15 protein-coding genes are annotated in these 11,335 nt (G+C 63.3%); 5 read left to right on the top strand and 10 right to left on the bottom strand.

What is annotated here, in order from left to right; translation table 11 throughout:
- Window positions 1–32: 32 nt before the first annotated feature.
- From rpsO to folE, 4 genes are all read right to left on the bottom strand, one after another.
- On the bottom strand, window positions 33–302 hold the full coding sequence (rpsO, locus tag LGH83_RS05540) for a 30S ribosomal protein S15 (RefSeq protein WP_131118165.1): 270 nt from the start codon (window positions 300–302) through the stop codon (window positions 33–35).
- Window positions 303–533: 231 nt separating this feature from the next.
- The gene (locus LGH83_RS05535; RefSeq protein ID WP_227400939.1) at window positions 534–1,574 is read right to left on the bottom strand and encodes a patatin-like phospholipase family protein; all 1,041 of its coding nucleotides are present in this window, start codon (window positions 1,572–1,574) and stop codon (window positions 534–536) included.
- A 105-nt stretch (window positions 1,575–1,679) separates the two neighbouring features.
- Entirely contained in the window at window positions 1,680–2,102 is a 423-nt protein-coding gene (hisI, locus tag LGH83_RS05530; RefSeq protein WP_227400938.1) for a phosphoribosyl-AMP cyclohydrolase, read from the bottom strand.
- Window positions 2,099–2,761 carry a GTP cyclohydrolase I FolE gene (gene folE, locus LGH83_RS05525; RefSeq protein WP_131118155.1) on the bottom strand — a complete coding sequence of 221 codons (663 nt, stop codon included), beginning with the start codon at window positions 2,759–2,761 and terminating at the stop codon, window positions 2,099–2,101. Before folE ends, hisI begins: the two co-directional genes overlap by 4 nt.
- A 178-nt stretch (window positions 2,762–2,939) precedes the next feature.
- Between folE and LGH83_RS05520 the strand changes: the two genes are divergently transcribed.
- Window positions 2,940–3,383, top strand: coding sequence for an iron-sulfur cluster assembly scaffold protein (locus tag LGH83_RS05520; RefSeq protein WP_227400937.1), 444 nt, complete (start codon window positions 2,940–2,942; stop codon window positions 3,381–3,383).
- Window positions 3,380–3,730, top strand: a complete 351-nt coding sequence (gene yidD, locus LGH83_RS05515; RefSeq protein ID WP_227400936.1) for a membrane protein insertion efficiency factor YidD — start codon at window positions 3,380–3,382, stop codon at window positions 3,728–3,730. Before LGH83_RS05520 ends, yidD begins: the two co-directional genes overlap by 4 nt.
- Here the strand turns inward: yidD and LGH83_RS05510 are convergent.
- Window positions 3,694–4,665 carry a hypothetical protein gene (locus tag LGH83_RS05510; RefSeq protein WP_227400935.1) on the bottom strand — a complete coding sequence of 324 codons (972 nt, stop codon included), beginning with the start codon at window positions 4,663–4,665 and terminating at the stop codon, window positions 3,694–3,696. The genes yidD and LGH83_RS05510 overlap by 37 nt on opposite strands.
- Before the next feature lie 200 nt (window positions 4,666–4,865).
- Between LGH83_RS05510 and thrS the strand changes: the two genes are divergently transcribed.
- On the top strand, window positions 4,866–6,824 hold the full coding sequence (gene thrS / locus LGH83_RS05505) for a threonine--tRNA ligase (RefSeq protein ID WP_227400934.1): 1,959 nt from the start codon (window positions 4,866–4,868) through the stop codon (window positions 6,822–6,824).
- Window positions 6,825–7,097: 273 nt separating this feature from the next.
- Here the strand turns inward: thrS and LGH83_RS05500 are convergent, their stop codons facing one another.
- Entirely contained in the window at window positions 7,098–7,334 is a 237-nt protein-coding gene (locus LGH83_RS05500; RefSeq protein WP_131194796.1) for an Lrp/AsnC ligand binding domain-containing protein, read from the bottom strand.
- Window positions 7,335–7,351: 17 nt separating this feature from the next.
- On the bottom strand, window positions 7,352–8,353 hold the full coding sequence (locus tag LGH83_RS05495) for a hypothetical protein (protein WP_227400933.1): 1,002 nt from the start codon (window positions 8,351–8,353) through the stop codon (window positions 7,352–7,354).
- Window positions 8,354–8,568: 215 nt separating this feature from the next.
- On the opposite strand from LGH83_RS05495, the gene LGH83_RS05490 reads away from it, so the two are divergent.
- Window positions 8,569–9,150 (top strand): nitroreductase, encoded by a 582-nt coding sequence (locus LGH83_RS05490; protein WP_227400932.1) that lies wholly within the window; start codon window positions 8,569–8,571, stop codon window positions 9,148–9,150.
- Between the two features lie 83 nt (window positions 9,151–9,233).
- Window positions 9,234–9,815 (top strand): flavin reductase family protein, encoded by a 582-nt coding sequence (locus LGH83_RS05485; RefSeq protein ID WP_131194847.1) that lies wholly within the window; start codon window positions 9,234–9,236, stop codon window positions 9,813–9,815.
- Window positions 9,816–9,822: 7 nt separating this feature from the next.
- Here the strand turns inward: LGH83_RS05485 and LGH83_RS05480 are convergent, their stop codons facing one another.
- From LGH83_RS05480 to LGH83_RS05470, 3 genes are read right to left on the bottom strand one after another with little or no spacing between them, the layout of a single operon-like run.
- The gene (locus LGH83_RS05480; protein WP_227400931.1) at window positions 9,823–10,287 is read right to left on the bottom strand and encodes an alpha/beta fold hydrolase; all 465 of its coding nucleotides are present in this window, start codon (window positions 10,285–10,287) and stop codon (window positions 9,823–9,825) included.
- Window positions 10,284–10,694, bottom strand: coding sequence for an alpha/beta fold hydrolase (locus tag LGH83_RS05475; RefSeq protein ID WP_227400930.1), 411 nt, complete (start codon window positions 10,692–10,694; stop codon window positions 10,284–10,286). Before LGH83_RS05475 ends, LGH83_RS05480 begins: the two co-directional genes overlap by 4 nt.
- Before the next feature lie 2 nt (window positions 10,695–10,696).
- Window positions 10,697–11,326 (bottom strand): hypothetical protein, encoded by a 630-nt coding sequence (locus tag LGH83_RS05470; protein ID WP_227400929.1) that lies wholly within the window; start codon window positions 11,324–11,326, stop codon window positions 10,697–10,699.
- Window positions 11,327–11,335: the final 9 nt, after the last annotated feature.

Here is an 11,335-nt window from a genome sequence, read left to right as displayed (position 1 = left end):
CGCCGACGAGCGGAGCCGCTTTCCAACGAGTCTTAGCGACGGATGCCGAGACGTTCGATGATCGAACGGTAACGGGCTTCGTCGTTCTTTCTCACGTAATCGAGCAGCGACCGGCGCGTCGACACCATCTTCAGCAGACCACGACGGGAATGATTATCCTTGGTGTGAGCCTTGAAGTGTTCGGTCAGGTTGGTGATGCGCTGCGTCAGGATCGCGATCTGGACCTCGGGCGAACCCGTGTCATTGGTCTTGATTGCATATTCCTTGACCAGTTCGGTCTTGCGTTCAGCCGTAATCGACATCGAGAGTCCTTTCAGGAGTGGGAGGCGAAACCGCAGCAGGATCTGCTCGGTCTCTCGGATTTGCGGCAAAACGGTCAGGCCGGGATGTCGTCCAGCCAGCCGCAAACAGCAAAATGCACGACCCTTAGGGCTCATGCACCCTGCGGCTTATACACGAACGAGCCGCAGGCGCTACCCTGTTTGCTGAGGGGGCGTGGCCTTAGCGCCACAGACTGGGAAGCGCTCGTGGCCTCAGGTCTCGGGCGGCGTTGCCACCGCGACCGGATAGAGGTCGACATAGTCGCGAAGGTCCGGCATGGCGCGCTGCGTGGCGTCGCGACCAATGTCGATCAACTCGCGGGCGCGATGAAAATCGAATAGCCCGATCTTACCGACCTTGACGTTGATGATGACGTCCGGCGGGTCTCCGGCAAGGCGGGATCGCGCGATCCGGTCCTGCGTGATGTTGAAGGCGTCGACGAGAACGCTGGCCATCCCGGGTGCAGAGGGTCCCACCGTGGCGCGCGGCGTGGTTGTCCCGGTCGCGCCTGCTGTGCTCCACCAGCCGTGGCGCCAGCTGTTGCCGGACGGGACGTCGGACGCGAGAGCCGGAGCATCTGGGCTTGGTGCAAGGGCCATCGGTGCGGGCGCCTGCAGGGTGGGGCGGCGTACCAGCGTTTCGGCCACGAGGTTCACGGCGATCACAATGTCGGCTCCGAGCGCGCGGCAGACACTGACCGGAATCGGATTCACGAGCGCGCCGTCGATGAGCCAGCGGCCATCGAGATGAACAGGCTCGAACAAGCCGGGCAGGGCGTAGGACGCGCAGATCGCATCGACGAGACGGCCTTGGGTCAGCCAAATTTCATGCCCGGTATGAACCTCCGTTGCGACGGAGGCAAAATGGATCGGCAGATCCTTAACCTGCACATCACCAAGGTCGCGCTCGAGCTTGGCCCGAAGCCGTGCGCCACCGAGCAGCCCCATGCCCGACAGCGTGAAATCCATCAGCCCGAAGACGCGGCGCTTGTTGAGCGACAACGCGAAGCTCTCGAGTTCATCCAGATGCCCCGCGCAATAGCATCCTCCGACGACCGCCCCCACCGAGGTGCCGGCCACGATATCGGGCGCAAAGCCGTTCGCGAGCAATTCGCGCAGAATGCCGAGCTGCGACCATCCGCGTGCCGCTCCGGCGCCGAGCGCCAATCCGACCTTGGGTCGGGCCGCTTCTGTGCCGGACGCCTGATTCTCCTGCGCCCGGACGGTCACGTTCCAGCCGAAGGGAAACACCATCGTCCTCGATCCCGTTGCCTCAGACCCAGTCTGCCTCAGATCGGTGCCGATTTCGTTTCCGAGACCACGATCCTGAAAGAGGGTTAACGGCGCAGTGGCAGGGCTTCAAGCCTCGCGATCGACCGGCGCCAGACGCACGTCAGCCGCCGATGGGCCGAACGATACGTCGCGATAAAAGCAGGAATGCCGTCCTGTATGGCAGCAATGCCCGTCGCCGCCGACCTCGACGATCAGCAGCAAGGCGTCCTGATCGCAATCGGTCCGCATCGTCACCAGCGTCTGGGTCTGGCCGGAGGTGTCCCCCTTGCGCCAAAGTTCGTTCCGCGAGCGCGACCAGTAATGAACAATCCCCGTCTCCAAGGTCTTGCCAAGCGCTTCGGCGTTCATATGCGCGACCATCAGGACGGCTCCGGTGCCGTGTTCGGTCGTGACGCAAGTGATCAGCCCGGCAGCATCGAAACGAGGCGTGAATTTGCTGCCTTCTTCGAGCGATGCCTTATTGCCCGGAGCATCGATCATCACGGTCATCGCAGGTCCCGGTGCTCGCTGCGGAGCATCGTCATAAAACGGATCTGCTCGGTGGGATCGGTCGCGAACACGCCGGTAAATTTGCTGGTCAGCGTGGTGCTGCCGTGCAGATTAATGCCGCGCATCGACATACAGAGATGTTGTGCTTCGATCATGATGGCGAGGCCGCGCGGCTTCAGTGCCGCCTCGATCGCGTCAGCGATCTGCGCCGTGAGGGCCTCCTGGGTTTGCAGGCGGCGGGCGAAAATCTCGACCACGCGGGCGAGCTTCGACAAGCCGACCGCGCCCTTGTTCGGGTAATAAGCGATATGCGCCTTGCCGAGGAACGGGATAATGTGGTGCTCGCAGTGTGATGCGAACGAGATGTCGCGCATCAGGACGAGATCGTCATAGCCCGCGATCTCTTCGAACACGCGCGCGAGTTCGTCGGCGGGATTGTCGCGATAGCCGCTGAACAATTCCTCATAGGCGCGGACCACACGGCGCGGCGTATCGACCAGACCCTCGCGCGTCGGGTCGTCGCCGGACCAGCGCAGCAAGGTCTCGACCGCCGCTTCCGCTTCGGCGCGCGTAGGGCGAGCCACACCATGGGCCAGGCTTGTCGCCTCGGCTCGCTTGATCTCCGGAATGTCGGACCTGATCGTCGTAACGGAACTCATGAACAGCCCTTTTGCCCGGTCGATCCCGGGTCATGTCCGCTCGGATTGCATCAGTCCGGTGACCCGGCCCGAGCGGTTTGGTCGTTTCGTCGCGCTCGACCCTTGGGAGCGGGCAGGGCACTGCCTTATATAAGCGAGCGGGCGCGCGAAACAGGCCCGCGACGGTATCGGAATAGGCATGCTGAACGAGATCTACAACCGCCGAATCCTGGAACTCGCGGCCGACATCCCCCGGTTGGGCCGTCTCCCGTCGCCGGATGCCTCCGCGACCGTCCATTCCAAGCTCTGCGGCTCCACCGTGACGGTCGATGTCGCCATGCACGATGGGGTGGTGTCCGACTTCGCTCACGACGTGAAAGCCTGCGCGCTCGGTCAGGCCTCTTCGTCGATCATGGCGCGCCATGTCATCGGGTCCACGGGCGACGATCTCCGCGCCTTACGGGACGCGGTTCGCCGCATGCTGAAGGAGAATGGCGCCCCGCCCTCGGGCGTGTGGGCCGATATCGCCGTGCTCGAACCCGTGCGCGACTATAAAGCGCGGCATGCGTCGACCCTGCTGACCTTTGACGCGGTCGTTCAGGCGGTCGAAAAGATCGAAGCCGGGGTCGTTATCTCGGCATGAACGCCGCGAGCCGCCTGTTGCGTGGCACGGCACATGGCGCGATCCGCGCCTATCAACTGACCCTCTCGGGCCTGTCCGGGCGGCAATGCCGATATCTTCCCACCTGCTCGGATTTTACCGACGAGGCGATCCAGCGCCATGGCCTCTGGGCCGGTGGTTGGATGGGCCTTTCGCGCATCTGCCGCTGCCATCCATGGGGCGACGCGGGCTTCGACCCCGTGCCGGCCACACTCCCACCGGCAGCGTGGTTCACGCCTTGGCGCTTTGGCGCATGGCGCAAGAGCCCCGCCCGCGAGGCCTACAGCGTCGATCAGGATCGGGCCAAAAGTTCCGCCGCCAAACCATAAACCCGCAGACGCGGATCGAGCGGCAGATCATGCAGGACCGACAGATAGGTTCTGGCATTCCCGCAGAGGCGATCGTCGGGAAGGGGCGGGTCGAGGCTTTTCCCGTCGAGCAGCGCTGAAATCTCGTCCGCCGAAAGACCCTTCGCGGTCAAGCCATCCTCAACCAGTTTGAAGTCGTCCGGCGAGGGCGTCCCGTGATCAATCTGCTGCTTGCGACCGTCTAGGATCGCGCCGAGCGTCGCCTCCGCCGCCTGGGCCACCAAGGCACGATGACCGGCTGCAAAATCAGCATAGGCAGGGCTGGTTCCGCCATAGAGATAATCGGCACAGAGATGCGGATCAGTTTGAGACAATTCGGCCAACATCGCCGATTGCTTGTCGAAAATCGCGCCGAGGGAGTCCGGGCCGGCCTTCGCGGCGAGAACGCCGGACGATTGCCGAAGATCGCGAACCGCATTGGCAAAGACGTCGTCCGGCGATGGCCTGTCGGTGTCGGCTTTCAGCTTCGCGGCTGCGCCATCGACCGCGCGTTGCGCGACGGCCGGGAACGCGTTCTTGATACGATCGAAGGTCGGCGTGAGCTCGGCCGCATCCTGCATGGCTTTTTCGACCCGCCCACGCTGCGCGTCCGATACGGCGGTTGTCGCGGGGTCTGGTGCCGTGGCCGTCGCCGCCGTGGTTTCGGCGGGTTGGGCGGGCGAGGATGTTGGCGGTGAAATGTCGGGCGTCGCAGCCGATTGCTGGGTTGGTGCGGGCCGAGCCGGCACGGTCGGGATGGGAGCGGGCGGTGTCGGTGCGACCGTGGACTCCGGTGACGTTGCCGGCATCGATGCCACCTCCGGTGACGTCGGTCGCGGGACATGGGCCAAGCGCCATCCGATCGCCGCGAGGATGAATGTCGCAAGGACGACCAGCACGATCCGCAAGAAATTCATCGAGATCCGATCCACACCAAACCGGCCGGCATCCTAATGCCACTCGGCGCGACGGCAAGGCTTGAAGAGATCAGCGCGGTGGACGAGTGCTTTGTCACGCTTCCGCAACCTGCTATAGGGCGCTCCCGGTCCTCCATGAAGGGTGGCCGAACGATCCGCTTACGCCGACCTGTATCGGCGAGTGAGCACAAGGAGACACTATGATTGCCGTGACTTTCCCCGACGGGGCGCAACGCTCGTTTCCGGCCGGAACCACAGGCGTCGAGATCGCCAAAGGCATCTCGCCCTCCCTCGCCAAACGGACCGCCGCCATGGCGCTCGACGGTGCCGTCGTCGATCTTGCCGATCCGATCGAGCAGGATGCTCGCATCGAGTTTCTGACACGCGACGATCCGCGTGCGCTCGAACTGATCCGGCACGATACCGCCCATGTCCTGGCCGAGGCCGTGCAGGCTTTGTTTCCTGGCACGCAGGTAACGATCGGCCCCGTGATCGACGACGGATTCTACTACGATTTCTTCAAGGCCGAGCCGTTCACGCCGGAGGATTTTCCGGCCATCGAAGCCAAGATGCGGGAGATCATCGCGCGCGATGCACCCTTCACCAAGACTGTGAAGAGCCGCGACGAGGCGCGCGCCTTTTTCGAAAAGCGGGGCGAGGCCTTCAAGGTCGAGCTCGTCGATGCCATTCCGGCCGGGCAGGATCTGAAATTCTATAATCAAGGCGAATGGCTCGACCTCTGCCGCGGTCCACATATGACCTCGACCGGCAAGATCGGCTCGGCCTTCAAGCTGATGAAGGTGGCTGGCGCCTATTGGCGTGGCGACTCGACCAAGCCAATGCTGTCGCGCATCTATGGCACGGCCTTCGCCAAGCAGGATGAGCTCGACGCCTATTTGAAGCAGCTGGAAGAGGCCGCCAAACGCGACCATCGGCGCCTCGGGCGCGAGATGGACCTGTTTCATTTCCAAGAGGAGGCCCCCGGCGCCATCTTCTGGCATCCGAAAGGGTGGACGCTGTTCCAGACGCTGGTGGCCTATATGCGCCGCCGCCTCGCAGGCGATTACCAGGAGGTGAACGCTCCGCAGGTCATGGACAAGGCGATGTGGGAGACCTCGGGCCACTGGGGCTGGTTTCGCGAAAACATGTTCAAGGTGCAGTCGGCCGGTGACGAGACCAAGGACGAACGTGTCTTCGCTCTCAAGCCAATGAATTGCCCGGGCCACGTTCAGATCTTCAAGCATGGCCTTCGCTCCTACCGCGAACTGCCTCTGCGCTTTGCAGAATTCGGGATCGTACATCGCTACGAACCATCGGGCGCTCTGCATGGCGTGATGCGCGTGCGGGCCTTTACGCAGGATGACGCGCATGTGTTCTGCACCGAGGAGCAGCTCGCCGCCGAATGTATCAAGATCAACGACCTGATTCTGTCGGTCTACGGCGACTTCGGCTTTGAGAAGATCATGCTGAAGCTGTCGACCCGACCGGAACAGCGCGTCGGCAGCGATGCGATGTGGGACCACGCCGAAGCCGTCATGTCCGATGTCATGTCGCGGATTGCAACGGATCATGGCGACGTCGTGACGACGGGCGTCAATCCGGGCGAGGGCGCATTCTACGGCCCGAAGTTCGAATATGTGTTGCGCGACGCGATCGGGCGCGACTGGCAATGCGGAACGACGCAGGTCGATTTCAACCTTCCGGAGCGGTTCGGTGCCTTCTATGTCGACAAGAACAGCGATAAGACCCCGCCGGTCATGGTGCATCGGGCGATCTGCGGCTCGCTGGAGCGGTTCATCGGTATTCTGATCGAGCATTACGCCGGTCATCTACCGCTGTGGCTGTCGCCGGTTCAGGGCGTGGTCGCGACGATCACTCAGGACGCTGACGATTTCGCGTTCGAGGTGCTGGCGGAAGCGCGCAAGCGTGGCCTGAGGTTCGAGGGCGATATCCGTAACGAGAAGATCACCTACAAGGTGCGCGAACACTCGCTCGCCAAGGTGCCCGTGCTTCTCGTCATCGGGCGCAAGGAAGCGGCTGAGCGGACCGTCTCGGTGCGTCGCCTCGGCTCGCCCGATCAATCCGTGATGGGCCTCGATGAGGCGCTCGATCTGCTCTCTGCCGAGGCCACGCCTCCCGATTTGCGGAAGCCCGCTTAAGAGGCGGCTCTCCGCGACGTCTCGACGAGTACCCCCGCCGGGCGCTACGGCGCTCGCCGGGGGGGCAGACCCGGCTCGATCCGAGCAGCGCCTTCGTTCGGAGCAGCGTTTCGCGAGCGATTTCTGCGCGAATGCCTTGCTCGTGGCGCTGACCTCGCATGGCAGATCGACCGTTGTCCGGGCGCAGCGCTCCGGCCGTGGCCGCAGCAGTCCCGCCGCCCTTGCGGCTTCCCTCGACGGTCTTCCCGAGCGTCGGGGTCGGCGTGATCGGACTTAGAAAGCCTTGAACGTGATGATGGTGCGGGTGTCGACGATGCCATCGATCAACTGCACGTTTTGGCCGACGAAATGGCCGATGTCGGTGTCCTTCGACACGTAGAATTTTGCGAGAATGTCGTAATTGCCGGCGATCGAATAGATTTCAGACGCGATCTCCGCCTCGGCGAGGGCATTCGCGACCGCGTAAGTCCGGCCGAGGGCGCATTTGATCTCGACGAAGAAGGTCTGCATGGCGTTCGACTCAGGGTTCAGGGTTGCGACTGGGCGATGACTTCCACGTCGCGATCGAGGTTGGACTGCACCTTGAACTCGCTCTGGAACGTGCGCCCATTATGACGTGCGATCACGAGATAGTCGCCCTCGGCCAGGACTAGCGAGGGAAATGCCCCGATCAGCTCGCGAATGATGTCGCCGCCGGGCGTCAGGATCGTGAAACTCGTATTGGCCAGGGCTTCGCCGCCGGCGGCATTCACGAGTTTGAGCGTCAAGACGGCTGTCCTGTGCCGCACAGTGGCCTCGATCAGCTTGCCGGCTTGCACGCGAAGATCGGCGCTCACGGTCGAATTCGTGTCGGTCACCGGCGTGAGAGAGCCAACCCCGACCGTGTCGAGATAAGTTGAGACGACGTGATAAGGACCTTCCGGCAAGCGGATGATCTGCCCGGGTTTGGCGCCCGAAACCACGAGCTTGGCTTCCGAATTATTCCGCTCCGGCACGAAGATCGACAGCGATAACCGATCCGGCGTGATGGGATCATCGCCGTTCAAACCTTTGACCTCGATGCCGCCGGCATTGAGGTTGAGGCGCTCGGTCACGGTGCGGCCGGTGATCTGCACCTGCTTCATCGCACTCGCGAAACCATAGGCGATATGCACCATGTACGACCCGTCACCCAGCTTGAACGTGGCCTGTGCGTCGGTCGATTGCGCCACGAGCGTGTAGGTTCCCGCAGCCGTTGGTGTCGCGTCGAAGACACGCCACATCAGACCGGCTCTCAGATAGGTCGAATCGACCGTCAATCCCGCCGAGACATGAAGCAGCGATTTGCCCGACTCCGGCTGCTCGCTTGTCGGAGCCGCAGGCGCTGCATCATGCGCCGAAGCCGCAGCGATTGGTTCCGGTGGTCGGACTTGTGGCGTCGCGAGCCTCGGCAAGTCGGCTTGGGTCTGCGCCAAAGCGGAAAACGGCGTGCCACCAACCAGGATCGCGACGAGAAGAGAGGCCGAGAATTCTTGATAGGCCGGCGTCACGCGATCATCCGCTCTGTCATCGCTCTTGGTCTCGAGGTCGCATGTCTTGCGCTGCCATACCGAGCCATGTGGACCAATTCGGACCGATTGATGACTCGCGTGTCCGCTTGTGACCCAAACGGCCCCTTCGGCACAAGGGTAGTCAGCCCAAGTGCCGCGACGGTGACGGCTTGCACAGCTTGTCGTTCGATGCCGATTGTGCTTCGAGTTTCCGCATGACCGATCAGACAAGCGCAAATCAGACTATCGCCCTGTTGCAGCATCGCAGATCCGTGCCGCCGCAATCGATGACGGCTCCGGGTCCGACGTCCGAGCAACTCGACGCGCTGTTGACCATCGCGGCCCGTGTTCCCGATCATGGCAAGCTCGCGCCTTGGCGCTTCATCGTCTTCGAGGGCGAGGGGCGCGCCCGTGCAGGCGATCTACTCGCCAAGATCGTGCTGGACGATAATCCCGACACGCCGGCCAAGCGCCTTGAGCTCGAACGGGCGCGCCTGATGCATGCGCCGGTCGTGGTCGCGATCGTCTCGCGCGCGGCGCCGCATGTCAAAATTCCCGAATGGGAGCAGATCCTGTCGGCTGGCGCCGTGGCCATGAACCTGACGGTGGCGGCCAATGCGATGGGGTTCGGCACGTCCTGGCTCACCGAATGGTACGCCTACGACACGCGCGCCAAAGCCGCGTTGGGCTTGGCCGACACGGAGAACGTGGCCGGATTCATTCATATCGGACATCCGACAGCCGTGTTGGACGATCGCATCCGTCCCGTGCTGGCGGACATCGTCACCCGTTTCTAAGCGCAACCTGAAGGATCAAGCCGTTGTTCTACCGGCCCGAGGCACGCGACACGACCATCCTCCCGCATGATCCGTTCAAGGCCATGATCGTGCCGCGTCCGATCGGCTGGATCAGCTCGATCAATCACGATGGAGCGTTCAACCTCGCGCCCTACTCGTTTTTCAATGCGATTGCGTCGACACCCGTCTGCATCATCGCTTTCTCGAGCGAGGGGCGAAAAGACAGCGTCGCCTTCATTGAGGAAACGCGAGAGTTCGTCTGGAACATGCCGACCTACGCGCTGCGCGATGCCATGAACGCCTCGTCGGCGCCGCTCCCGCGCGGCACGAGTGAATTCGCCCATGCCGGGCTGACTCCCGCCCCCTCGACGATCGTGAAAGCGCCCCGCGTGGCCGAAAGTCCGTGCGCGCTTGAATGCCGCCTGATCGAGATCGTCACGCTGAAAGACGTCGAGGGCCAGCAGATCAACAATTTTCTCGTTCTCGGCCAAGTCGTCGGTGTCCATATCGACGACGCGTATATCCATGATGGACGCATCGATACAGCGGCCATGCAGCCTATCGCGCGGTGCGGCTATGCCGATTATGCCGTCGTCGACACGCTTTTCTCGATCGCGCGACCGCGCGGCGCCGGGGGCGATGTCACGACCTCCGGGGTGCGCTGAGGCGAGTTTATCGCGATAGAAACGGCCGAATGGCGACCGCGACCTCGTCGGGCCATTCCTCGTGCAGCGCCAGCTTTCCGTTCGGCAGGACGATCGTCTCGACATGCGGAAGAGCCGAGAGCGCAGCCATTTCGGCTTTCGACTTCGGCGGAGCTTGGTCTCCATAGACGACGAGAATCGGGTCACGGACCAGCGTGGCCGCAGCCAGAAAAGCCTCGTGATCGTCGAACGGATCGAGGAGACCGGCGACAAAACGTAAGGACGCATGACGCGCGCCGGTTTGGTTGACCACGCGCATCTTGGCGGCCATGCGGTCGCCCGACAGCCAAGTCGGATCCGTATAAACATGCTGGCGCGCCATGAGGCGGACCATCGGCGGATTGAGGTTGAGGCGGTAGAGCAGCGATCCGAGAAGCGGGACCTCAGCGGCGCGGCCGACCCGCTCGCCGAGCCTCGAGCGCCGACCCATCATGGTCGGCAACGGGCCACGCCAGGTGGGCGCCAGCAGAACCAGTCGGCCTGCAAGGCCGGGCCGGCGCATAGCGGCATCGAGCAGATAGCCCGCCGCATGGCCTGCTGCGAGTGTCGCAAGGGGGCTTGGACCACTGTGTCGAGCACGACATCCAGATAGGTCTGCATCGCTTTTCGGTCCCAGATCCGCAGGGGACGCGGTCGCGTGCCAAAGCCGGGCCAATCGAGCGCGACGGTCTGAAAATGATCGGTGAGCCTGTCCTGAAGCGGTTGCATTTCGCCGAGGGTCGAAATCGAACTCAGCGCGGGCAGCATCAGCAGTGTTGGCCCTTGCCCTCGGCGCTCGATCGAGAGTTCGAGCCGTTGCGCCTGATCGATCCAGACGAATGTGTTGGGGAGAGGGGGCACGATCACGCTCCGATAGGGCCGCGCCGCAGCGCCTCGTTGATGGTGGCTGTCTCGCCCGCGCGCCCCGCGATCTTCGCTGCAAAGCCGAGTGCCCTGGCTTGCGCGCAACGCGGCCCAAGCTGACACGCCGCTTCCGAATGAGCCGTATCGAGAGCGAGTACGCCCGCGGCCGCCGCACCCAGCGCCACCCTTGAGCGAGCCGACAGCCACAGATCGGTGGCAGCAAAGGTGGCAGGCTCGGTACCAAGGTCGGCCGCGAGATCGCAATCGTCCCAGCCAAGACCGATGAGCCGCGCCCCAGCATCGCGGAAGCTTGCGATGTCGAGCAGGCTTGACGCACTGCTGCCCGCCATTGCGATCACGACGGTGGTGCCATGCGGCACATCAGCATCCGCTTCGCGAACCGCAAGCTTCGCGCTGAGATGTTGAACGTCGAACGCCGATCGGCAGCGACGCAGGACAATGCCATCCGGCCAAGCAGGTAACCAGTGTATGAGCGCCGTATCGGCGGTTTCGACCTCGTCGATCTCGAGCAGAATGGGCCGTCCAAACGACGTTGAGCGCAGTCGCGCAACCCTGTGCAGATCGATATCCGGGGCCACGATGACGGCATCGGCCTCGGCGATGGTCATGTCCGAAAT

The organism is Lichenihabitans sp. PAMC28606 (assembly GCF_020616535.1).
GTDB classification, from domain to species: Bacteria; Pseudomonadota; Alphaproteobacteria; order Rhizobiales; family Beijerinckiaceae; genus Lichenihabitans; species Lichenihabitans psoromatis.
Note: the sequence above shows the minus strand (reverse complement) of the source record. Positions and strands in the feature narration are given on the sequence as shown.

What these genes read in the sequence shown, in the direction of transcription:
- rpsO (WP_131118165.1), bottom strand. Translation starts at nt 302, where the DNA reads ATGTCGATTACGGCTGAACGCAAGACCGAACTGGTCAAGGAATATGCA.
- LGH83_RS05535 (WP_227400939.1), bottom strand. Translation starts at nt 1,574, where the DNA reads ATGGTGTTTCCCTTCGGCTGGAACGTGACCGTCCGGGCGCAGGAGAAT.
- hisI (WP_227400938.1), bottom strand. Translation starts at nt 2,102, where the DNA reads ATGACCGTGATGATCGATGCTCCGGGCAATAAGGCATCGCTCGAAGAA.
- folE (WP_131118155.1), bottom strand. Translation starts at nt 2,761, where the DNA reads ATGAGTTCCGTTACGACGATCAGGTCCGACATTCCGGAGATCAAGCGA.
- LGH83_RS05520 (WP_227400937.1), top strand. Translation starts at nt 2,940, where the DNA reads ATGCTGAACGAGATCTACAACCGCCGAATCCTGGAACTCGCGGCCGAC.
- yidD (WP_227400936.1), top strand. Translation starts at nt 3,380, where the DNA reads ATGAACGCCGCGAGCCGCCTGTTGCGTGGCACGGCACATGGCGCGATC.
- LGH83_RS05510 (WP_227400935.1), bottom strand. Translation starts at nt 4,665, where the DNA reads ATGAATTTCTTGCGGATCGTGCTGGTCGTCCTTGCGACATTCATCCTC.
- thrS (WP_227400934.1), top strand. Translation starts at nt 4,866, where the DNA reads ATGATTGCCGTGACTTTCCCCGACGGGGCGCAACGCTCGTTTCCGGCC.
- LGH83_RS05500 (WP_131194796.1), bottom strand. Translation starts at nt 7,334, where the DNA reads ATGCAGACCTTCTTCGTCGAGATCAAATGCGCCCTCGGCCGGACTTAC.
- LGH83_RS05490 (WP_227400932.1), top strand. Translation starts at nt 8,569, where the DNA reads ATGACCGATCAGACAAGCGCAAATCAGACTATCGCCCTGTTGCAGCAT.
- LGH83_RS05485 (WP_131194847.1), top strand. Translation starts at nt 9,234, where the DNA reads ATGATCGTGCCGCGTCCGATCGGCTGGATCAGCTCGATCAATCACGAT.
- LGH83_RS05480 (WP_227400931.1), bottom strand. Translation starts at nt 10,287, where the DNA reads ATGATGGGTCGGCGCTCGAGGCTCGGCGAGCGGGTCGGCCGCGCCGCT.
- LGH83_RS05470 (WP_227400929.1), bottom strand. Translation starts at nt 11,326, where the DNA reads ATGACCATCGCCGAGGCCGATGCCGTCATCGTGGCCCCGGATATCGAT.